General features: G+C 69.5%; 15 protein-coding genes. 8 read left to right on the top strand and 7 right to left on the bottom strand.

Annotated features, from left to right (window positions below; translation table 11 throughout):
- Positions 1-51: 51 nt before the first annotated feature.
- Genes VFK57_09750 through VFK57_09735 form a run of 4 tightly spaced genes read left to right on the top strand, consistent with a single transcriptional unit; the run spans position 52 to position 3464 of the window.
- Positions 52-567 (top strand): peptidylprolyl isomerase, encoded by a 516-nt coding sequence (locus VFK57_09750; protein ID HET7695978.1) that lies wholly within the window; start codon positions 52-54, stop codon positions 565-567.
- Positions 567-1127 carry a sigma-70 family RNA polymerase sigma factor gene (locus VFK57_09745; protein ID HET7695977.1) on the top strand — a complete coding sequence of 187 codons (561 nt, stop codon included), beginning with the start codon at positions 567-569 and terminating at the stop codon, positions 1125-1127. Before VFK57_09750 ends, VFK57_09745 begins: the two co-directional genes overlap by 1 nt.
- A gap of 27 nt (positions 1128-1154) precedes the next feature.
- Positions 1155-2642 carry a serine/threonine-protein kinase gene (locus tag VFK57_09740; protein ID HET7695976.1) on the top strand — a complete coding sequence of 496 codons (1488 nt, stop codon included), beginning with the start codon at positions 1155-1157 and terminating at the stop codon, positions 2640-2642.
- A 30-nt stretch (positions 2643-2672) separates the two neighbouring features.
- On the top strand, positions 2673-3464 hold the full coding sequence (locus VFK57_09735) for a hypothetical protein (GenBank protein ID HET7695975.1): 792 nt from the start codon (positions 2673-2675) through the stop codon (positions 3462-3464).
- Here VFK57_09735 and VFK57_09730 read toward each other — a convergent pair.
- The 5 genes from VFK57_09730 to VFK57_09710 all read right to left on the bottom strand — a co-directional run bounded on the left by VFK57_09730 (position 3397) and on the right by VFK57_09710 (position 12428).
- Positions 3397-5403 carry a hypothetical protein gene (locus VFK57_09730; GenBank protein HET7695974.1) on the bottom strand — a complete coding sequence of 669 codons (2007 nt, stop codon included), beginning with the start codon at positions 5401-5403 and terminating at the stop codon, positions 3397-3399. The genes VFK57_09735 and VFK57_09730 overlap by 68 nt on opposite strands.
- Before the next feature lie 45 nt (positions 5404-5448).
- Positions 5449-8025, bottom strand: a complete 2577-nt coding sequence (locus VFK57_09725; GenBank protein HET7695973.1) for a carbohydrate-binding protein — start codon at positions 8023-8025, stop codon at positions 5449-5451.
- A 162-nt stretch (positions 8026-8187) separates the two neighbouring features.
- Positions 8188-10245: a S9 family peptidase gene (locus tag VFK57_09720; GenBank protein HET7695972.1), complete on the bottom strand. Its 2058-nt coding sequence runs from the start codon at positions 10243-10245 to the stop codon at positions 8188-8190.
- Entirely contained in the window at positions 10242-11480 is a 1239-nt protein-coding gene (locus tag VFK57_09715; protein ID HET7695971.1) for a hypothetical protein, read from the bottom strand. The genes VFK57_09720 and VFK57_09715 overlap by 4 nt, the downstream gene beginning before the upstream one ends.
- Before the next feature lie 51 nt (positions 11481-11531).
- The gene (locus tag VFK57_09710) at positions 11532-12428 is read right to left on the bottom strand and encodes a HEAT repeat domain-containing protein (GenBank protein ID HET7695970.1); all 897 of its coding nucleotides are present in this window, start codon (positions 12426-12428) and stop codon (positions 11532-11534) included.
- A gap of 201 nt (positions 12429-12629) precedes the next feature.
- Here VFK57_09710 and VFK57_09705 point away from each other — a divergent pair, with 201 nt between their 5' ends.
- A complete protein-coding gene (locus VFK57_09705; GenBank protein HET7695969.1) occupies positions 12630-14357 on the top strand; it encodes a hypothetical protein in 1728 nt (575 codons plus the stop codon).
- A 44-nt stretch (positions 14358-14401) separates the two neighbouring features.
- Positions 14402-15256: a hypothetical protein gene (locus VFK57_09700; GenBank protein HET7695968.1), complete on the top strand. Its 855-nt coding sequence runs from the start codon at positions 14402-14404 to the stop codon at positions 15254-15256.
- A 7-nt stretch (positions 15257-15263) separates the two neighbouring features.
- On the opposite strand, the gene VFK57_09695 is transcribed toward VFK57_09700, so the two are convergent.
- Both VFK57_09695 and VFK57_09690 read right to left on the bottom strand, forming a co-directional pair.
- Complete coding sequence (locus tag VFK57_09695) at positions 15264-16076, bottom strand: ATP-binding cassette domain-containing protein (protein ID HET7695967.1); 813 nt, start codon at positions 16074-16076, stop codon at positions 15264-15266.
- A gap of 22 nt (positions 16077-16098) precedes the next feature.
- Positions 16099-17502, bottom strand: coding sequence for an FAD-dependent oxidoreductase (locus tag VFK57_09690; GenBank protein ID HET7695966.1), 1404 nt, complete (start codon positions 17500-17502; stop codon positions 16099-16101).
- Between the two features lie 132 nt (positions 17503-17634).
- Between VFK57_09690 and VFK57_09685 the strand changes: the two genes are divergently transcribed.
- Both VFK57_09685 and VFK57_09680 read left to right on the top strand, forming a co-directional pair.
- On the top strand, positions 17635-18060 hold the full coding sequence (locus tag VFK57_09685) for a hypothetical protein (GenBank protein ID HET7695965.1): 426 nt from the start codon (positions 17635-17637) through the stop codon (positions 18058-18060).
- A gap of 115 nt (positions 18061-18175) precedes the next feature.
- On the top strand, positions 18176-21040 hold the full coding sequence (locus tag VFK57_09680) for a TonB-dependent receptor (GenBank protein ID HET7695964.1): 2865 nt from the start codon (positions 18176-18178) through the stop codon (positions 21038-21040).
- Positions 21041-21126 lie beyond the last annotated feature (86 nt).

The following is a 21126-nucleotide window of genomic DNA, read 5'->3' as shown; positions in this document are numbered from 1 at the left end:
ACCTTCGTACCTATACGAGTGGGATAATCTCCGGGTTCACACGGAGGTGATGTGGCAACCTACGCAAAGTTCGAGACGACCGAAGGCAATTTCAAGATCCGCCTGTTCGACCAGGAGGCACCGAACACGGTGGGCAATTTCGTCGGGCTCGCCGAGGGCACCAAGGAATGGCGGGATCCGAAGACCGGCGAGCGCAAGAAGGCCCCGTTCTACGACGGCATCATCTTCCACCGCGTCATCAACGGCTTCATGATTCAGGGCGGCGATCCGCTCGGCCAGGGCACCGGCGGGCCTGGCTACAACTTCGCGGACGAGTTCCATCCGCAGCTGCGGCACGACAAGGCGGGAATCCTGTCGATGGCGAATGCCGGGCCGAACACCAACGGCAGCCAGTTCTTCATCACCCTCGGACCGACGCCGCATCTCGATCGCCGGCACTCCGTGTTCGGTGAGGTGGTCGAAGGGCTGGACGTCGTGAAGAAGATCGGCGCCGTTCCCACCGGCCGGCAGGATCGGCCGGTGACGCCGGTCGTGATCAACAAAGTCTCCATCGAGCGGACGGCCTGATGGATCCCGCGCCGTTCGACGACCTGGTCGATCGGGCGACGCGCGGAGATGCTCCCGCGCTCGAGGCGCTGATGCCGCTCGTCTACGCCGAGCTGCGGCGCCTCGCGGCGCACTACCTCAAGGGGGAGCGCCCCGGCCAGACGCTGCAGCCGACGGCGCTCGTCCACGAGGCCTACCTCAAGCTGCTCAAGGATCGCCCCGAGCGCTGGCAGAACCGCGCGCACTTCTGCGCCATCGCGGCGCACGCGATGCGCCAGATCCTGATCGAGCGCGCCCGCGCGCGGCACGCGCTGAAGCGCGGCGGCGGCCAGCCGCGCGTCACGTTCGACGAAGCGCTGCCGGCGCCGGCACCGGCACAATCGGTCGACATGCTGGCGCTCGACGCCGCCCTGGATCGTCTCGCCGAGCTCGATGCCGGGCAGGCGCGAATCGTCGAGCTGCGCTACTTCGGCGGACTCTCGATCGAGGAGACCGCCGAGGCGATGAAGATTTCCCCCGCCACCGTCAAGCGGCACTGGGCCGCCGCGCGCGCGTGGCTCGCGAAAGAGCTGGAGCCGTGATCCGCCCCGGACCACGCGGGTAACGACGTGACCGCGCGGGACGACTGGGCGCGCGTGAACGCGCTGTTCGCGGAGGTGCTGGAGCTGGCCCCTCCGAAGCGCGAGGAGGCGCTCGCGCGCGAGGCGGAAGAGCGCCCGGCGGTGGCGGCCGAAGTCCGCGCCATGCTCCGCGCCCACGATCGATCCGGCGGGTTCCTCGAGTCGTCGGCGTGGGCCGACGCGCCGGAGCTGCTGTCGGAAACCGCCGCCGAGAACTCGCTGACCGGGCGCCGCATCGGTCCGTACGCCGTCCGCGAAGAGGTCGGCCGCGGCGGCATGGGCGTCGTCTACGCCGCCGAAGACGAGCGTCTCGGCCGCGTCGTCGCGCTGAAGATGCTGCCGCCCGCCTACAGCCGCGATACGGTCGCGCGCGAGCGTCTGGCGCGCGAAGCGCGCGCGGCGGCGGCGCTGTCCCATCCGTCGATCGCGACCATCTACGCGCTCGAGGAGATCGACGGCACCCTGTTCATCGCCAGCGAGCTGGTCCGCGGCGCGACGCTGCGGTCGGCGCTGGCCTCCGGACACCTGCCGCGCGAGGGGCTGCTCGACACGCTGACGCAGATCGCCGAAGCGCTCGCCGCCGCGCATCAGCACGGGATCGTGCATCGCGATCTGAAGCCGGACAACGTGCTGCGTACCGCAGAAGGACGGATCAAGGTCGTCGATTTCGGGATCGCGCGCCACCTCACGCCGCCGCTCGGCAACGGCGCGCACGGCCTGACGCTCACCGGGACGCAGCTCGGAACGCCCGGCTACATGGCACCGGAGCAGCTGCGCGGCCGGCCGATCGACGCGCGCGCCGACATCTTCGCCTTCGGCGTGATGGCCTACGAGCTTGCGACCGGCAGCCATCCGTTCGGCGGCAGCGACCCCGCGGCGCTGCTCGAACGGCTCGTATCGGACGACCCGCCGCTGTCGCGCCCGCTCGAACCACAGGGCCTCGATCGCATCATCCGCACCTGCCTGCGCGGCGATCCCGCGGCGCGCTACGGCTCGGGGGCCGAACTGCTCGAGGCCCTGCGCCGGCTGCAGCCCGCCGCGGCAAAACCGGACCCCGCTCCGCCGTCGCTCCAAGGCGCGTGGTGGTGGAAGTTCCATCAGGTTGCCGTGGCGATCATGACGATCGCCGTCGTTCTGCAGGTCGGCTACCGCGTCCGGCAGTGGATCGCGCCGTACGGGTCGCCCGTCTTCCTGGTCGTCCTGGTCCTGGCGACGATTTCCACCACCCTGCGCCTCCACATGTGGTTCGTCTCGCAGGTCCATCCCGCCGCGCTGATCGCGCTGCGCGGGCGAGTCCTGCAGTGGGTGGTCTTCTGCGAGTCGCTGCTCGTCGGCATCCTCATGGGGCTCGGCATCATCATCTCCGGCCCGGCGGACGGAACCGCGGCGCATCTGATCGTCACCGCGCTGCTGCTGCTGATCTCGCTGCTGGTCATCGAACCGGCGACGACGCGGGCATCACTCAACCAGGGGTGAACCGATGGGTCACGCGAGCCGCGCAGGACGATGAGGATGCTGGCCGCCTGGGGTGCGGCAATGATCGCCGCGTGGCTGCCGCATCGCCGCTGGCGCGCCCTGCCTTCCTCGATTCCGGTCGAACGCGCCGCGGTGATCTCGGGTCTGTTGACGATCCTCGCCGGAGCCGCCATCGGGATACCCGGCTTCCTGGAGCACGCCGGCGCGAACATCTCGTTCGTCAACGAGACGATCGTGCGCGAAGCGCAGCGAAACAGCGCCGTCGATTACAACCGCGGCATGGTGATGGGCTTCTCGGGCCTCTCGATCTTCACGTTCCTCTTTCTCACGCCGACCGGACTGCTCACGCTCTATCTGCTCGGCAGCGGCGCCGTGCGCGCCGCCGGCGCGTGGTTCGAGGACCCGGTTGGCGATCCGATCCTCACGGCGATCGATGCGGCGGTGACGGGAGGCCGCGACCGCGGCCGGCGCGAACGCTCACGCCGGCGACGCGACGCGCTCGAAGGGCCTGAAGTTCCCGATCGCCTGGTGAGCCCCAGCGCCGCCGGACTGCCGGGCTGCGATCTCGTGATCGTTGCGTCGAGGGTGAAGCCCGGATGGGAGAAGGGGGTCACCGTGTTCACCGCGGATGCGGCATACCGCATCGGCGAACCCGTGGAACGGACGATCGCCGGCCGTCTGCGGACGCTGTATCCGCTGACGGAGCACAAGGACTTCGAAGCGATCCGCAAGTCCGTCTACTACGACCTGCCCATCAAGGCAGGAAACGGCGGCGCTTCCGCGGCGGAGGGGGATCGCACGAGGGCGGATCCTTCGGCGTGAACAGCTCGTACGTGCCGTCGCGATGGACCGACGCCAGGTCGAGGAGATCGACCGCCATCTCGCGCAGCCCGCCAGGCGCGCGCCCGGCGTCGAGGATGACGTAACGCACGCAGGATCGCCGCAGGAAGGTTTCGCGCCAGTCGCGCGCCGCGGCCGCCGCCTCGGCGGAGAGCGGCCGTCCCTCGCTGAGTGTCGTCAGCGCCCCCATCATCGGATCCGACGCGTTGCGCCGCTTCCGCCACTTCGAGACCCGCGACAGATACCCGCCGATCACCGGGCGGCGGTGCCTCGTCTGGAAGAACGGGGACGCCGGATTGTAGTTGCCGAGCGATGAGGTCCCGTCGCGCAAACCGGCGGGCAGTTCCAGCAGCCGCGCGGCTTCGTCGGGATGGCGGGCCGTCGTGGCGATCAACTCGTAGACGTGCGGCACGACGGCCGCGTGCAGCGGGCGCGGCGCGGGCAGCAATTCCACCGCCAGCGCCACGGCGAGCGCCACGATCCAGAGCGGCGCGCGCGCCGTGCGCCGCCGCCACAGCTCCTGCACCGCGAATGCGAACAACAGCGACAATCCGAGCGCCGCCACCACCGCGAAGCGCGACGGCGATCGCGCCAGACTGAACACCGGCACGTAGCGCAGCAGGGCCCACGGCGTCGGCAGGTAGGTATTCAGGCCGGCCACGTGCACGAACGGCCCGAGCGACAGCAGCACGAACGCCGCCGTGAAGGCCATCCACATCCTCGGCAGCAAGCCGCGCCAGGCGGCGACGGCGATCGCGGCGAGGGCGGCCAGCGGGAAGGACGCGACGAACTCCGGGAACGCGTCCGTGCGCGGCGGAAGGAACCACGGGCGGGTCCAGCCGCCGAACCACGCCTGATTCGGGTTCGGCACGAAGTAGGCCAGCAGATCGACACCGCGCGGACTCGAGCGCCAGAACACTTCGACCGCCGGCAGCCGGTCGGTCATCGCGCGGACCACGATCCCGACGAGCAACGGCGACAGCAGAACCAGGCAGACGCCGGCGGCCACGGCGCCGAGCGCGGTAAGCCGCGGGAGCGCACGCGCCGGGTCGTCGATCCGCACCCGCGGACGCCACGTCTGCCAGGCGCGCAGCACGAGCAGGCACGAGAGCGCCAGCATCGGCGTGTAGACCGTCTGCAGCTTGATCGTCATGCCGCCGGTCACCAGGTCGGTCGGGCCGTTGACCGCCCGCCACACGATCAGCGCGGCAACCAGCGCCGTCAGCACGTCGAGCACCCGCACGGCGGCGATGCTGGCGCGCGTCGCCGCCCCTCGCGACCAGGCAGTGAAACGCCAGCCGACGATGAACGTCCCCATCACCACGCAGTAGATGCCGTAGTACGCGTCGGAGTAGGTCGCGATGGCGACGACCGTGCCGATCAGGACGGCATCCCGGTAGCGCCGGGTGTCGAGCGTGCGCAGCAGCGCCCACAAGAACAACGGCAACGGCGCCGCGATGACCAGGCTCAGGTGGGCCGTCTCGCGCGCCGTGATGAACGGCGAAGCGGCGAATACGGCGCCGCACAGCCCCGCCGCCGCCCGCGACAGACCGACCTGTCTGGCCAGCAGGAACGCGGCCGCGCCGCTCAGCGCGACGAACGCGATCATCACGACGTTGTAGGCGCCGACGACGCCGAGCGGGCCGACGAGCGGAAACCCGAGCAGCCCGGCGACCGGCGTGTAGTTGTGCAGCGCGAAGTCAGTGCCGCCGGTGTACGCGAAGACGTGATCGGTCGAGAACGGGAGCCGCGCGTGGCGCACCAGCTCGTGGCGGAAGATCCAGAGATTCCAGAGGTATATCCCGGTATCTCCGCCGGTGCTGCCAAGCAGGTGGGTCCGCAGATGGAGCGGCAGCGGCCACGTGAGCAGGCACGCGAGAGCGGAGTACCCGACGAGAACGACCGCACGCGTCGCAGCCACGTGCCGACGCCACCCTGGCACGGCGCAACTATAGATCAAAACCGCCTATCTGATCGCGATCCAGTTGATGTCAGCCGCCGTGCCGAGGGGGCCGTTGGCCGACACGACGAGGCGCAGGACGTGCGGTCCGGCGCTGAGCGACACGCCGGCCTTAGTGACGGTCTGCCACACGTTCCAGCCTCCGGTGTCGGGCAGGACGATCGGCCCGGTCACGTTCGCGCCGTCGACCAGCAGGCTGACGGTGCCGCCGCCTCCCGCGGAGGCGACGCGGAGGTCCAGCGAGTACGTGCCGGCGGTCACGACGTTCACCGAGTAGGCGAGCCACTCCCCCGCGCGCACCGACTTGATGTTGTAGCCGCCGCTCGAATCCGACGTCACCCTGATGTCCACGTCGTCGCTGCGGTACGCACCGGAGCTGTTGCCGGCGGTGGTGTCGTGGTACGCGGAGCCTTCGCCGCCGCGGTCGTAGTTCTCCGCCTCGATGCGATTGGGCAGCGCGAGCGCGGTGCCGCTGTAGGCCGGCGACGGCGGCGGCGGCGCCGACGTCGTCGCTGACACCCGCATCCAGTTGATGTCGGCGGCGGTGCCGGTGGAGCCGTTCGCCTCGATCGACAGCCGCAGCACGTGCGTCCCTGCCGGGAGCGTGATGCCGTCCTTGCGCACGGTCTGCCAGACGCTCCATCCGCCGGTGTCGGGCAGCGCGATCGCGCCGCTGACGTCCGTGCCGTCGACCAGGAGACGCACCGTGCCGCCGGTTCCGCTCGAGGCGACGCGGAACTCGACCCCGTAGGTTCCGGCGGCGGCGATGCTCACGGTGTAGGCGAGCCACTCGCCGGCGCGCACCGATTTCACGTTGTAGGTGCCGCTCGCGTCCGACGTCACCCGAATGTCGACGTCGTCGGTCCGGTAGGCGCCGGAGCTGTTGCCCGACGTCGTGTCGTGATACGCGAGACCTTCGCCGCCCTTGTCGTACGCCTCCGCCTCGATCCAGCCTGGCAGCGCGATCGGCGTGCCGGTGAACGGCGCGGAGCCTGCGGAGGTCGGCGGCGGCGGCGCGGGCGCAGGAGGCGGCGCCGTGGGCGCGCTGGCGGCGGCCATCGCGGCGTTCAAGGTGTACAGGTCGACGCCGATGTCCTTGCCGTCGGTTCCCGCTCCCTTCGAAGCGCTGGTCGAGACCAGCCGGTAATCGGCGGCGCCGCGATTCACGAAGTCGGCGATCCACTGCGACAGCGTGGGGAAGTCGTTGCCGGCGGGATAGCGGCTGTCCGCTCCGGCGATCGCGTTGCGCAGCACCACCGCGCCGGGCGCATACGCGTTCAGCGTGACCGATCCTTCCTGCGAGTTCGAGCCGAAGATGCCGTACAGGTTGTCGCGCAGGAGGTTGTTGGTGATGACGACGCCGGGAATCTGGGTCGTGGCCGGCCAGCCGGACGCTTCGTAGAACACGATGGTGTCGTTGCCGTCGTTGTCGACGGTGTTGTGATCGAACACGATGTCGCGCGGCCCGTTGCCGATCACCGCGAACCAGCCGTTGCCCGGATTCCCCGCGGTCGAGTAGTAGGTGCTGACGTCGTAGATCAGGTTGTTGCGGACGTAGATGTTGGCGGTCTGCCGGCTGGTGGCGTTGTTGTCGTAGCCGAGGATATTGAACACCGCGGCGACGTGCCGGATGATGTTGTTCTGGACCACGATGTTCTGCACGACGGTCCACGGTGCGGTGTTCTCCTGGTTGCGCGGCGTCAGCACGATCGAGTAGCCCTGCTGCCCGGCGGCCCAGTTGTTCTCGATGATGTTGCCCTCGATGAGCACCGTGTCGGCGTTCTTCAGCTCGATGAGGTTCTTCACCGTCCACGAGGCGTACATCCACGAGATCGGCTTGGTGATCAGGTTCCGGCGGATCGTGATGTTCGACGGCACCAGGTTCGGGATCGCAGGATCGCTTCCGCCGAACAGGATGTTCTCGGCGGCGGCTTCGATGTGGTTGTTCTCGATCAGGTACGGGCCGGGGCCGTTCCAGCCCGCGATCGCCTGCGTGTCGAGCCACTCCCCCTTGATGTCCGAGATGTGGGAGCCGACGATCTGGGTGTCGCCGCTGTTGAGGGCGATGGCGCGCCGCTGCGCGTACGACGGATTGCCGTGGATGTAGCAGCGGTCGACGATCAGGTGGTGCGGCACCTGGCTGAGCGACGTCTGCCACGGACCGGTCGTGCCGAGCTCGAGCAGGTTGGCCGCGCTGGTCGATACGCTCGGCAGAATCTCCAGGAACTGGAGGCGCCAGTACGATGCGGCGCCGATCGTGCGGAAGGCAGGACCGTTCTGCGTGGAGCGGATCTTCGGCAGCGCGCCGGCGTACGACGGATCGATTCGGACGCCCGCGGCGGGCAGCGAGGCGTCAGATGCCGCAGAGCGGATCGTGATGTAGGCAGAGCCCCCCTTTGCGGGCAGCGTGTAGTTGCCGGTGAAGACGGCGCCGGCGGCGATGAGAATCGTATCGCCGGGCTGTGCGGCGTCGATCGCCGCCTGCAAATCTCCACCGGCGTTCACCGTCAGCGTTGCGGCGCCGGCGGCGCGCGCAGAGAGGAACACGGACACACACAGACAGAATCCGACCAGATGTCTCATCAGTAATACCCGGCTCGCAACAGAGGTTGAGGTGCGCATTGCCGAGGCAAGCGGCGGGCCAGGAGAATTCGAGCGAAAGACGAGGAAAACGGGGGCGCGCGCAGCGCTGCCGGGTCAATTCTTCACGAATCTCCGGCAGAGCTGCGTAATTCGTTCCGGCAATTACTGACTGTCGCCCGCTCGCGGCGAGAGGTAGTGCCGCAGCCACGCGTGAATTTCGGCGAGATGCCGGCGGCTGTTCTCCCCCTTGAGGATCCAGTGCCCCTCGTCGGGGAACGTGAGCAGGCGGGCGCGGACGCCCTGACGCTGCAGCAGCTTGAACGTCGTGATGCTCTCGTTCAGCGGCACGCGGAAATCGAGCTCCCCCTGCGTGATGAGCGCCGGCGTCTTCCAGCTGCCGGCGTAGCGGAACGGGCTCTGGTCCATCCACTGTCCCTTGCCTTCCCAGACCGGCCCGCCCATGCGCCACTCACGGCCGATGCCGCCGTCGTTGACGCCGTACTGCGATTCGTTGTTCGACGCGCCGGCGTGAATGACGAGACAGCGGAACTGGGTCGTATGACCGTTGAACCAGTTCATGAGGTAGCCGCCGTAGCTCGCGCCGAGGGCGCACTGCCGCGTGCTGTCGATGAACGGGTAGCGTCGAATCGCTTCCTGCGCGCCTTCGAGGACCTCGAGCGCCGGTCCGCGCAGCACGTCGCGCTCGATGTCGCCCGCGAACGCCTCGCCGAACCCCGTCGACCCGGTGTAGTTGGTCAGGACGAGCGCGTAGCCGGGGGCGGTGAGCAGGTGCGCGTTCCATCGCGTCGAGAAATTGTCGCCGTCCATCGCGTTCGGCCCGCCGTGGGGCATCACCAGCAGCGGATACTTGCGCGAACGATCGAGCCGCGGCGGGAAATAGATCACGTTGTGGATCCGCTTGCCGTTCTTCGCGGTGAACCAGAAGTGCTCCGGCTTCGGCAGATCGAGCGCGTCGAGCACCGCGCGGTTCGCGTCGGTCAGCAGCACGTGCGTGCCCGCCGCCGCATTCACGCGAACGATCTCCGTCGGCTGCGTGCTGGCGACGTAGGTGGCGACGATGCCGCCGTCGGCTTCGGCGGGCGAGCCGTAATTGCCTTCCTTCACGTCGAACAGCCGCGCCGGCGTGCCGCCGCCGATGGAAACGCGGAACAACTGCGTGAAGCCGCTGTCCTGGGCGTCGAACAGCACGGACGCGCTGTCCCGCGCGATCGTGAAGCTGCCGACCGCGCGATCCAGCGCCTCGGTCAGCATCGTCGGCCCCGCTGCGGACGGCCAGTCGAAGCGCGCCAGGCGCGTGAGCGTATACGGCTGCTTCGCCGTCGACACCCGGCGCGCGCGGGCAATGAGCACGCGCCCGTCGCGCGAGAACGCCGGGTCGGCGAAGTCGTGTGCCGCAGTGCCGATGGCGATCGGCTCCTGCCCTTTCTTCATCCGGAACAGCCGCGACGGCACTTCCTCGCGCATCATCGCGTCCTGGTTGGTGGCGGCGACGAAGACGATCTCGTCGCCGCCGGGGGCCCACACCGGCGACAACGCGCGCGTCGCCCCCTCCCCGGTGAACGCGCCGTCGAACCCGGACATCGCCGCGAGCTTCGTTCCTTCGAGCCAGTCCTCGGCGGCGCCGCCCTCGAGCGGCGCCACGAAGATGTGGGGCTTCGATCCGTCGAGCCAGGCGTTCCAGTAGCGGATGGGCATCGCGTCGAACGCGCGCGCGGTGGACTTGTCCGCGGGCGCGCCGGCACGCTTGACGGAGCTTTCGAACAGCAGCGCCTTGCCATCGGGCCGCCACTTCGGATTGGCGGCGCCGGTGGCGATCGACGTGACCCGCCGCGCCTCGCCGCCGTCCACGGCGATGACGTAGATCTGATCGGCGGAGTCGCCGCTCCGCCTGGCGGCGAAGGCAATCCACTTCCCGTCGGGGGACCACGCCGCGCCGGACTCGGCCTCCTTCGTCGAGGTCAGGCGCCGCGGTTTCGATCGGCCGTCAGGCGAGACGATCCACAGATCCGTCACCGCCGCGGCGGGGTCGTAGCTGGGCTCGGTGACGTTGTAGACGATCGATTGGCCGTCGGGACTGACCACCGGCCGGGTGGTGCGCGCCATCGTGTAGACGTCCTCGTGCGTGATGACGCGCCTGGCGGGCTGCGCCGACAGCGAAGTGGCGAACAGCAGGGCGACGACGATCGACAGTCGCTTCATAGGTGCTTCTCGAAGAAGGTGAGGAACGCCAGCCAGTCGGCGCGGGAGGCGACGTGGCCGCCCGTGTGGTAGTGCCAGCCGAGATCGCCGTCGATGATCGGGGTGTCGAGCGGCGGCAGTGACGAGACGCCGAGATCCTTCCTGCCGAGCAACCGGTACACGGGTCCGGCGGCGACCTGCGCGAGGAACTCTCCTTTCGGATCGGCCCACTGATCGCCGGTCCCGCCGGTGACGAACACCGGCCGCGGCGCGCTGAGCGCGATCAGCATGTGCGCGTCGACCGGCATGTCGTTCCAGCGCCCCGCCCACTTGGTGAACGCGGGCGCGAACCACCACGGAAAGTTCTGCGCCATGTCGTCCACGGTCTCTCCCCAATCGCGCCGTGCAAGGGCGGCCCCCATCTCGCCCGAACAGCTCGAGAACACGGCCGCGATCCGTGGATCGAGCGCCGACGCCCACAACGCGGTCTTGCCGAGGCGCGAGTGTCCGAACAGCGCGATGCGCGTGCCGTCGACGGCCGGATCCGTCTGCAGATAATCGATGACGCGGCTGGCGCCCCACGCCCACGCGCTGATCGCCCCCCACGCATCCGCGCCGCGCGGCGACGTCGAGGTGACGCCGATGACACCCTTGTCGAACGTGTTGTTGCGATCGGGCTGAATCTCCTGGTACCCGACCTTCGCGTAGCCCCAGCCGCGGGCGAGGATGTCGGCCGCGACCGGCGGATCCGCAATGGGCGCGCCCGCGCCGCCGAAGCTCAGAAGAAGGATGACCGGAACGCGGCCGCTCGTCTTCTGCGGCAGGTCCAGCGTCACGTTAATCCGCGGCGCATCGGCGAGGGAGCCGACCGTCCCGACGATGGACTTGCGCGGGCCGTGATCTTCTTTCACGACCCAGGTGACGCGCGGCGCCGAGGCGGGAATCCGGCCGAAGATCTCGGATTCGTACAGCCGCAGGATCTCCGCGCGCCGCCGGGCGGTCCAGTCGCGCGCGGTGCGCACCGGCGTGCCGTCGGCGAACACGAGGGGATCGGGCAGCGTATAGGCCTTGACCTTCGCCTCGTCGTAGTTGGAGACGTGACCGGTGGCGAGCGCGCGGCGCAGGGGATTGCCGTTGGCGTCGCTGCCCAGGTTCGTCTGTTGCTGCTGTTGTTGTTGGGGCGCCGCCGGCTGCTGTGCGTGCATCGTCACCGCGACCGCCGCAAGCAGCAGGGCCGGACTGAAGAGCCGAATCATGCGCGCTATTCTAGGCGGAAAGCGGCAGGCGGACAGCGGCAGGCCGCAGATCTACCTCTGTCTGCCCCACCATGCGCGCCAGGCGGCGGGATCCCTGCCGAGGCTCTCGCCGGTGATGTCCCGCAGCGCCTGGAACACCCACCCGCGCGTCTGCTCGTCCAGCGCCATGTCGGCCGCATAGTCGATCAGGGTCGGGACCGCGATCATCCGCTGGGCACGGGTCAGCATGCCCGATTGCGCCAGACTGCACGCCGCGCGCTCGCGGATCATCGGCGACGGGTCGTCGTGGAAGATCCGCAGCAGCGGCTCGATCGTGTCATCCGTCGCCAGGTAGGCCAGACCCTCGACGGCCCAGTACCGCACGTTGACGTTCTCGTCGTGGATCGACGCGAGCAGGATGCCGGCGACCCGCTGCGGCTCCACGCCGCGTCCGCCGAGCAGCCCGAGATCCCATAGCGCGTTGGCGCGCGGCCCCTGCGGTGCGGTCCGCGCGAGCGGCTCCAGCCGGTCCACCGTCGCAGCGCTCTTGTCCAGGCCGCGCACCAGGATGTTGATCTCGATCGCGGCGGCGCGGACGCGGAGATCGTCCGAGTTGATCGCCATCCGGAACAGCGATTCGTAGCGCTCGCCCTGCTGCAGCTTGCCCCGCCACGACGCCAGCCGCGCCTCGATCTCGCGGTTCGCGTTGGCGTAATGGTTGATCGCGCGCTCCAGCAGGAACTCGGCCTGTGCCTGCGGCGGCATGCCATCGAGCGCTTCGAGGTGATGCTCCGACAGCAGGTTCGCGGACGCCGGCTCCGGTTTGCCTTGCAGGCTGAGGAGCTGCGCGAGCTGCACCCAGGCGGCACGCGCGTCCGCCGTCGCGACGAATACCGACGCCGCGATGACGCAGCCCACCGCCGCGGCGGTCCTCCGGGCCGCTCCGCCCGAGGGTCTCTGTGCGTTCATGGGGACAGCCCTCAGGCAGCAATCCGGGTGCCGCGCGCTCGTCGTCTAAGTCCCTCAACCGCCGTCGTGTGCGCCTGGCACGATGACGGAACAGTTAGGGCGCATTCGGATTTGTCGGCGCGTGTGCGGGACCGCCCGGCGAAATCATTGAGCAGACGGCGGCGGTCATGGGGTGTGCGACTTGCAGTGGCCCCGACACCCGTGTCGCATTCTGACAAGTCGATGGAGTTCCGGGACTACGCCGCCAGAGAGGTCGCCGACCTCGCCGAGCGCCTGACCAAGGCCGCGGCCGCGGCGGCGGATCGCGCTGCCTCGAAGGCCGAGGCGGAGGGGCGCCAGGCCCTCGACACGCTCCGCGCGCAGATGCAGGCGGAGCTGAAGAAGGTCGCCGAGGACGGTCAGAAGGCAGCCGATACCCTCCGCGGCGAGCTGCAGAACGCCGTCAAGCAGAAGGCCGCGGCGGCCGCCTCGCTCCAGGACAGCCAGACGCAGCTCGAGGCCGTGCGCGGCGAACTGGCGACCCTGCGGGGTCAAACGGACGCCGTCCGCACCGAGCTGGAAACCGTCCGCAAGGAGCTGGCCTCGACGCGCGGCGAAGCCGACAGCCTGCGCGGCAAGCTGCAGACCGCGCGCGGCGAGCTGGAATCGGCGCGGACCGACCTCAAGGCGGCGACCGAGCGCGGCAGCGTCGCCAGCACCCAGCTGGCCGAGGCCCGCAAAGCGAACGAGAAGCTCGAGCTGGTTCGCGATGAATTGATCCTGGCGCGCGACGACGAGGCGCGGGCGAAGACGGGCTTCGAGACCGAGCTGCGCAAGATCCGCGAGCAGCTGCAGGTCACCAGCGCCGCGCTCGGCGCCGCGGAGAAGAAGCTCGAGAAGGCCGCCGGCGACCGCGCCGCGCTCGAAGAGACCGTCAGCATCGCGAACAGCCAGACCGAAGCCGCCGAGGCCAAGCTCGTGGCCGTCACCGACCTGTTCAACAAGAGCGCCGCGCGGGTGAAGACGCTCGAACGCGAGAAACACGAACACGAGCGAATCGTCCAGGATCTCGAAGCGCGCCTGAAGGCCGCTGCCGCCGCGCCCGCTGCCGCGCCGGCTCCCGCAGCCGCGGCCGCCGCCGCGCCCACGTCGCTGCCGATGTTCGACGAGCTGCTCGCCGGCTTCCAGGCGCTCGAATCCGCCGCGACGATGAGCGACGTGCTCACCACGTTCGTCGAGCAGCTCGCCGCCCAGTTCACGCGCGTCGCGCTCTTCCGCGTCCGCAAGAGCCATCTGCAGGGAGAGCATCAAATCGGCTTCGACCTGAAGACCGACATCGGCAAGGTCATCCTGCCGCTCGGCATGGATTCCCTGCCGGTGCGCGCCGTGAGCTCCGGCTTGATCGAGCGGATGAGCGGCGACGAGCTGAAGGAAGGGCCCGGCGCCCCCTTCAGCGGCTCACCGCGCTTCGCGCTCGCCGTCCCGATCGTCGCCGCCGGCGAAACGCTCGCCGTCGTCTACGCCGACGATGCGGGCGGCGGAAAGAGCCGCCGGAACAGCGATGCGGCGATGGTGGCGGCGCGGTTCGCCGAAGCGATGCAGTATCACGCCGTCGCCCTGCTGATGCGGATGACCAACGAGCTGAAGGCGCGCGCCGAGCTGCAGACCTACGCACAGTCGCTGCTGCGCGAGCTCGAGGAGATGTACTCCGCCGATCAGCAGAGCGGAAAGCACGGAGACGAGCTGCAGACCCGCCTGAAGGGGAACCTGGAGTACGCGCGCAGCATCTTCGACAGCCGCGTCGCCCTCGAAGGCGGCGACGCCGCCGCGCTGCTGGACGACGAGATCGCCGCGCTGCTGGAGGGCGCGCCCGACACGCCGTTTGCCACGCATCTCGCCGCGGTCTCCGGGCGCACGGTGAAGTCGCGCAACGCCGCCGAAGCCTCGTAGTCCGCGTTTGCGCGAGCGGTCCCGCTGGGTAAGAATGCGGGCCGATGCGCGCGCTCCTGACGGCGCTGCTGGCCGTCGTGCTGATCGACCAGAGTCCCCCAGACAAACCGCCGGATGTCCGCCGGCTCACCGCGCGCACGCTGCGCACGTTCACCGCGCCGGAGGCGCGACAAGGCGTCGCCGCTGACGCGCGCCATTTCTATCCCGTCGATGACACCGTGGTCGCGAAATACGAGATCGCGACCGGCAGGCGGGTCGGCGCGTGGACGGGGCCGCGCGATGGCCTGGTGCGGCATCTGAACAGCTGCCTCGCCGGCGCCGGCCGGATCCGCTGCGCCAACTCCAATTACCCGCAGACGCCGATGGCATCGTCGATCGAGATCTTCGACGCGGCGACGATGCGGCATGCCGGGAGCCACAGCCTTGGCATGACCGAAGAGGGGTCGCTGACCTGGTTCGATCGTGCAGGCGGCGGGTGGATCGCCGGCTTCGCGCATTACGACCAGAACGGCGGGCTGCCGTTCAAGAACCATCGCTTCTCGAGCGTGGTCGCCTTCGACGCCGAGTGGCGCCGCACCGGCGGCTGGCTGTTGCCGGCATCGGTGCTCGAACGCATGGCCCCCTACGCCGCGTCAGGCGGCGCGATCGGACCGGACGGATGGCTGTATCTCCTCGGCCACGATCGTCCGGAGATGTATGTCGTGGCGCGGCCGCCGATGGGGCCGGCGCTGATTCACGTCGCGACGATCGATCTCGAAGCCGAAGGGCAGGCGTTCTCGTGGGCGCAGGACGGCTCGCGGACGGTATTCACGATCGATCGCCGCAAGGGGCTCGTGCGCATCATCGAGCTGCCGCCAGTCGCCGCCGCCGACCCCGGCGGCAGCGGGCGTTTCCGCTAGCGCCTTTTCACCAGGGCGGCAGGGTCCGGTAGAGAAATCTCTCGAGATACGGGTCGTGCGAGGCCAGCAGCTCCGGCGCGGTGCCGCTGAAATGGATCCGCCCTTCGTACAGAACGAGGAACTCGGCCAGCGCGGGGCCGCGGGCGTCCAGCTTCTCCATGCGGACGGCGCCGTCGTCGCGCACGGCGTGATGTTCGGCGATGTAGAAGGCGTCGCGGATCTGCTGCGACACGACGATCGACGTGACGTTCTGCAGATCGCGCAGCTTGACGATCTCGTCGTCCACGGTCGCGGCGATCACCGGGTCGAGTCCGGTGGTCGAGTCGTCGAAGAGCATCAGGTTCGGCTTCGACGCCATCGCGCGCGCGATGCCGACGCGGCGCCGCTGACCGCCGGAGAGGGTCGCCGGCATGCGATCGATGAAGTCGCTCAGCCCGAGGAAGGCGAGCACCTCCTCGACGCGCGCCCGCACCTCCTGCAGCGAGAGCCTGGTCTCCTCGTAGAGCCGGTAGCCGACGTTCTCCGCGACGGTGAGCGAGTCGAACAGCGCATTCTCCTGGAACACCATGCCGATGTCCGAGCGCATCGCCAGCAGCTCGGCCTCCGGCATCGTGTCGACCCGCCGGCCGTTCACCAGCACCTCGCCGGCGTCAGGCCGCAGCAACCCGAGAATCAGCTTGAGCACCAGCGTCTTGCCGACCCCGCTCGGACCGAGCAGGATCCGCATCGATCCCTCGGGAACGCTGAAGCTGAGATCGCGCAGGACGACGTGGTCGTCGAAGGCGAGCGAGACGCGATTGAATTCGACCGCTGCCGGCATCGCGATCGATTATGACCCGGCTTCAGCGGGCGCCTTCAAGCGTGCGGACGCGCGCCGTCGAGGCGCCGAGACCGAGGGCAACCCCCAGGGCGGAGAGCAAGGCCGTTTCCTGCGCGTCGTACGGGAACAGGTAGCCGCCGGCGAACCAGATGCCGTCGCGCCCCTGAAGCAGCCGAAGCACGCTCTGCGCGAGGAGGGTCGAGGGGGTCGGCAGCATGTGCTGGAACGCGGCTTCGTGCAGCACCTGCGCCGGCTGCTGACTGCGATGCGTCGTCCAGCTCTTCCACACTTTCGCCGTGGTCGCGAGCGGCGCGGTGGCGATCACCGGAGCCATCCACATCGACGCCTCGCAGAACGCGCCGTCGATCCGGCTGTTCAGGAACGACCAGAACAGCGGGTGCGATGGCGCGTACACCGGATCGGTGTGCAGCGCGAGCGTCGCGTCGTGGAACTCGATGCCGGCGAGGGCGGCCGTCTGCGTGGCCGTTCCCGGCAGTCTCGACACCAGCTGCCGCGTCGCCGGACCCGAGGCGGCGAAGACCACCTGATCGACCGGGACGGTGAAGCTGTCGGCGCATTGGATCTGGTAGCTGCCGTCGAGATTGCGGGACACCTGCTGTACGGCAGCGTTCGTGCGGAGCTGCAGCGTGGTGCACTGGGCGATGAGACGCGCGAGCACGTCGCCCATGCCGGGCTTGAGCACGTAGTAGAGAAGCGGATCGAGCGGGTTGGCCGGCAGGGCCCTGGCCGCAAACACCATGGCGGCACGCGCCGAGAGGCCGCGCGCCTGCTCGATGCTGCCGGAGAAGAGCGACGCCGCCCAGGGCAGCAGGATGCCTTCCCATTGCGCCTGCGTCAGGCCGAGCGTCGGGAGCCAGTCGCCGAGCGTGAGCGTCCAGGCGCCGTTCAACTGCTCGCGCAGCCGTGCGGCGGCGAACGCGGTCGCGAACGCGGAGGTGCCCGCGCCGTTCCACGCCGCAAGCAGCGGCCACGTCCGATCCGGGATTACCGGCGAGACGAACCGCGGCAGCGGGGTGCTCTGCGCCGCGACGGTGATCGACGCTGGAAAGCTGTGCGCGCTGGATGGCGACGCGGCCACGGGCGGATAGAGGCCGAGTGACGTCAGGAGCGCGGTGTAGGCCGGATACGGTCCGGGATGAAAGAACTGCGCGCCGAGATCGACGACGAACTGATGTCCGTCGAGATCGACGTCCACACCGCGGACGTTGCCGCCGATCGCCGGCGCCGCCTCCAGCAGCGTGACGTCGTAGTGGCCGTCGAGCATCCAGGCGAGCGACACGCCGGCCATGCCGCCGCCGATGATGCCGACGCGCGGCAGGGCGGCGGCGCGTCCGTCCAGCACGTGTGTGGCGGCGAGGGCGCCGACCGCCTGCAGCATTTCCCGCCGGGTCACTCCAGTTCGCATGGGCCTTCCGCCGGGAAGAACATATGAGATCCGGGCCTCGCTTCCAAATTGGGCGGGGGATCCGCCGTCGGGTACAGATCGCGCGCACGCTGCGCATTCACCTCTGAAGTCCGAAAACCTTCGGAGGTGTTCATGATGATGCGGAGACTGCCGGACATCGCCTTGCGCGAGTGTTTCGGCGAACTGCGCGCGGCGTGCCGGCTGCCGATCGACGAGGCGGCGCTGCAGGCGTTGATGGAGCGGGTGCGGCCGAACTTCGAGCGGATCCTCGGCCACGCTGATGGTCCGCGGCGCTGGTCGGATCACGGCCAGCGGATGCGCGACAACGGCCGGTATGTCGGGGCGCTGGCGGAGTTCTACGGCAATCGCGATCGCATGGTCGGCGCCGAGGCGCTGAGCCGCGCGTTCCAGGCGGTGCGCGAGGACTGCACCGTGCGGGCGGAGAGCACGCCGCTCGCCTACGAGTACTGCCGTCCGCCGGGAGACGAGCCGCCGCCCGAGCAGGCGCAGCACGCTGACCAGACGCACGCCAAGGTGCGCGTTCCCGAGCCGATCTGACGATTCGCGCCGGGATGGGCGCGAGCGATTCGACGATCCGCTGTGGCGCTCCGGCGCCACGGCGGCGTTCCCGCTGTCTCTCCCACCACAGATTTCATCAGAGGAGTGTCTGCCGATGCGCGGAGTGTTCGGTGCCCTGCTGCTGACCCTGATGACCCCGGCGTGGCTGGCGGCGCAAACGCCCGCCGGCGGCCGCGTGAGCGGCTCGGTGAAGGACGAACAAGGCGCGGCGATGCCGGGCGTCGCCATCTCGGCGCGCAGTGATGGCGCGCCGGGCGTCTATCGCACGACGACCGACCGTACCGGCACGTATCACCTGACGGATCTGCCGCCGGCGGAATACGAGATCACCGCGGAGATCGCCGGGTTCGCCACCGTGAAACGCGCGGCGGTTGTGGTGCGGGCGGGGCTCGCCGCCACCGTGGACCTCACCATGGTCGTGGGTGGAATCGGCGAGACGGTGGAGGTTCGGATGGAGACGCCGCTGCTCGACACGCGGCACGGCTCGCAGGCGGTGAACGTGAGCGGCGAGCTGCTCAGAAGCGTGCCGCTCACCGAGCGCCGCGAATGGTACGGCGCGCTCGCGGCGACGCCGGGCGTCGTCACCTCGGAGTTCGCCGGCTCGAAGCTGTTCTACGTCCGCGGCTCGGATACCGGGATGACGCTGGTGCAGATCGACGGGGCCGATGTCACGGCGGCCGGCAGGCCCGGCGTCAGCTACGTGCAGTTGAACACCGACGCGATCGACGACATCCAGATTCAGACCGGAGGTCCGAGCGCGGCGGCGCCGCTCGGCAGCGGCGGCGTGATCAACATCGCGACGGCGAGCGGCACCAATCGCGTCAGAGGGGCCGCCACGGTGTTCGCGCAGCCGCGTCGCTGGAACGATTCGAACCAGCCCGGCGGCACCAGCACGGCCGTCGATCAGACCCAGATCGATCTCTCGCTCGGCGGCCCGGTGCTCCGCGATCGCGTCTGGGGCTTCGGGTCGTTCCGCCACGTCGACACCTCGACGGGCGTGAGCCGCAGCGCCGCGCAGCTCGCCGCGCTGCGCGCGCTCGTCAGCGGATTCGAGCCGATCGACAGCACCAACCAGGCGCATTTCTGGATGACGAAGATCACCGCCCAGGCCGGACGTCACCAGCTCGCCGCGTTCTACCAGGAAGACGCGAATCCGGTGTTCACGATCGGCGCGACCAGCCAGTTCCCGTCGGGACAGGCCACCGGCGGGTCCGCGGCATCCGTACGCCTGTCGTCGATCTGGTCCAACCGGCTGACCACGCGCGCCGGCGTCAGCTACAACGACAAGAGCCGCGAAGGGCTCACTTCCGGCGCCGGCGGTCCCAACCTGCGCATCTACAGCGGCACCATCGCGTCCGGCGGACGGCTCACGGGCAACGGCCAGCTCGCGAGCCTCGGCAGCCCCGTGCTCTCGCGGCCGACACAGCCGAACGACAAGATCACCGGCTCGCTCGACGCCACGCTCTATCTCTCGCAGGGATCGACGGCGCACGAGATCCAGGCCGGCCTCTTCGCGCAGCGTCGCGTCCAGGGGAACCACCTCGTCTACACCAACGACGGGTTCACGCTCGAAGAGCACGTCCTGCGGCAAGCCGGCGTGCTCACCGGCGGATCGATCGCGTTCCACAGGCAGATCATGAACGGGCCCGAATTGACGACGTTCAACCAGACGGCGCGCGATCTCGCCGCGTACGTCCAGGATGCCTGGCGCCCCTCGCCGCGGATCACCGTCACCGCCGGCGTTCGCGTCGATCAGATTCTCGTCGAGGACACGGTCTTCCACCTCACCACGCAGCGCAGCCTCGAAGTCGGGCCGCGCGCGGGGGTGAACCATGCCCTCACCGCCGACAGCCGCAACGTCGCCCGCGCACACTGGGCTCGCGTCCACGATCAGCCCGGCATCGTCACCACGACGGGGACGCCGACCGTCGGGCAGCGCGATCTGTACGACCTGAACCTGGACGGCACGTTCGAGACGGTGTTCGTGACCCCGCCGACGACCGGCACGATCCTGAATCGCACGATCGATCCGGACCTGCACCAGCCGTACGTGCAGGAATGGGGCGCCGGCTACAGCCGCCAGCTGCCGCGCGGCATCGCCGCGAACGTCGACGTCGCGCGGCGGCGGTTCGTCGACCGCACCACCCTGCTCGAGACCAACGGCAGGTTCAACGGCCGCACGTTCGCCGGGTACATCAACGAGTCGCAGAACGACATCTACGCCGCGACGAACAACCGCTGGAACACCCCGGTCTACAGCTCGCTCGAACTGTCGCTGACCAAACACACGCCCCGCGTGCAGACGCTCGTCAGCTACGTGCGGCAGTGGCGGCACATCGACGGGACGTGGCAGCCGCACGATCCGGCCGGCTTCATCCAGCCGGAGGCGTTCGCGAACGACAGGGGCATCGGCAGCTCGACCGGCACCGCCACCGCGACGTTCGACTCGAACAGCCTGAGCGGCTTCCACATGACGCAGAGCGTCACCGCGAGCGCGCAATGGCAGGATCACGTCGTCCGCGCGGCAGCCGCCGTCAACGCGCCGTGGTCGCTGATGCTCTCGGCGAACTACACGTTCCAGTCCGGCACCTGGTCCGGACCGATCGTCACGCGCGTGTCCGCGCCGGATCCGGCCTTCGGACCGCCGACGGTGACCCTGTCGAACGGCCGCACCGTCAGCAACCCGCTGGCGACCCTGCTGCGATTCGCCTATCCGACGCGCGGCGAAGGCCAGCTGCGCACGCCCGACCTGCACGTCCTCAACCTGCGGGCCGGGCGGCGCTTTACGCTGCGCCGGGTGAAGCTGGACGCGAGCCTCGACGTCTTCAACGCCGCCAATCGCGGCGCGGATCTCGGCTTCGAGTTCGGCGCCAACCAGACCTACAACCCGCTGTTCGGCGTCACCATCGATCGGCAGCGTCCTCGCTCGGCGCAGATCGTGATCCGCGCCGCCTTCTGAGATGCGCCTTCCGGCGGCCGCAGCGGCTGCGCTGTGCGCCGCACTCGTCTCCGCGCCGACAGCGCCGCCGCGGCCGGAGCCGCGGC

Source organism: Vicinamibacterales bacterium, assembly GCA_035699745.1.
In the GTDB taxonomy this organism is placed as follows: domain Bacteria; phylum Acidobacteriota; class Vicinamibacteria; order Vicinamibacterales; family 2-12-FULL-66-21; genus JAICSD01.
The sequence above is the reverse complement of the archived record's forward strand: the minus strand, read 5'-3'. Positions and strand labels throughout refer to the sequence as shown.

Coding starts and splice junctions, on each gene's coding strand:
- VFK57_09680 (HET7695964.1), top strand. CDS start 18,176: ATGCGCGGAGTGTTCGGTGCCCTGCTGCTGACCCTGATGACCCCGGCG.
- VFK57_09710 (HET7695970.1), bottom strand. CDS start 12,428: ATGAACGCACAGAGACCCTCGGGCGGAGCGGCCCGGAGGACCGCCGCG.
- VFK57_09735 (HET7695975.1), top strand. CDS start 2,673: ATGAGGATGCTGGCCGCCTGGGGTGCGGCAATGATCGCCGCGTGGCTG.
- VFK57_09745 (HET7695977.1), top strand. CDS start 567: ATGGATCCCGCGCCGTTCGACGACCTGGTCGATCGGGCGACGCGCGGA.
- VFK57_09695 (HET7695967.1), bottom strand. CDS start 16,076: ATGCCGGCAGCGGTCGAATTCAATCGCGTCTCGCTCGCCTTCGACGAC.
- VFK57_09720 (HET7695972.1), bottom strand. CDS start 10,245: ATGAAGCGACTGTCGATCGTCGTCGCCCTGCTGTTCGCCACTTCGCTG.
- VFK57_09690 (HET7695966.1), bottom strand. CDS start 17,502: ATGCGAACTGGAGTGACCCGGCGGGAAATGCTGCAGGCGGTCGGCGCC.
- VFK57_09685 (HET7695965.1), top strand. CDS start 17,635: ATGATGATGCGGAGACTGCCGGACATCGCCTTGCGCGAGTGTTTCGGC.
- VFK57_09700 (HET7695968.1), top strand. CDS start 14,402: ATGCGCGCGCTCCTGACGGCGCTGCTGGCCGTCGTGCTGATCGACCAG.
- VFK57_09725 (HET7695973.1), bottom strand. CDS start 8,025: ATGAGACATCTGGTCGGATTCTGTCTGTGTGTGTCCGTGTTCCTCTCT.
- VFK57_09715 (HET7695971.1), bottom strand. CDS start 11,480: ATGATTCGGCTCTTCAGTCCGGCCCTGCTGCTTGCGGCGGTCGCGGTG.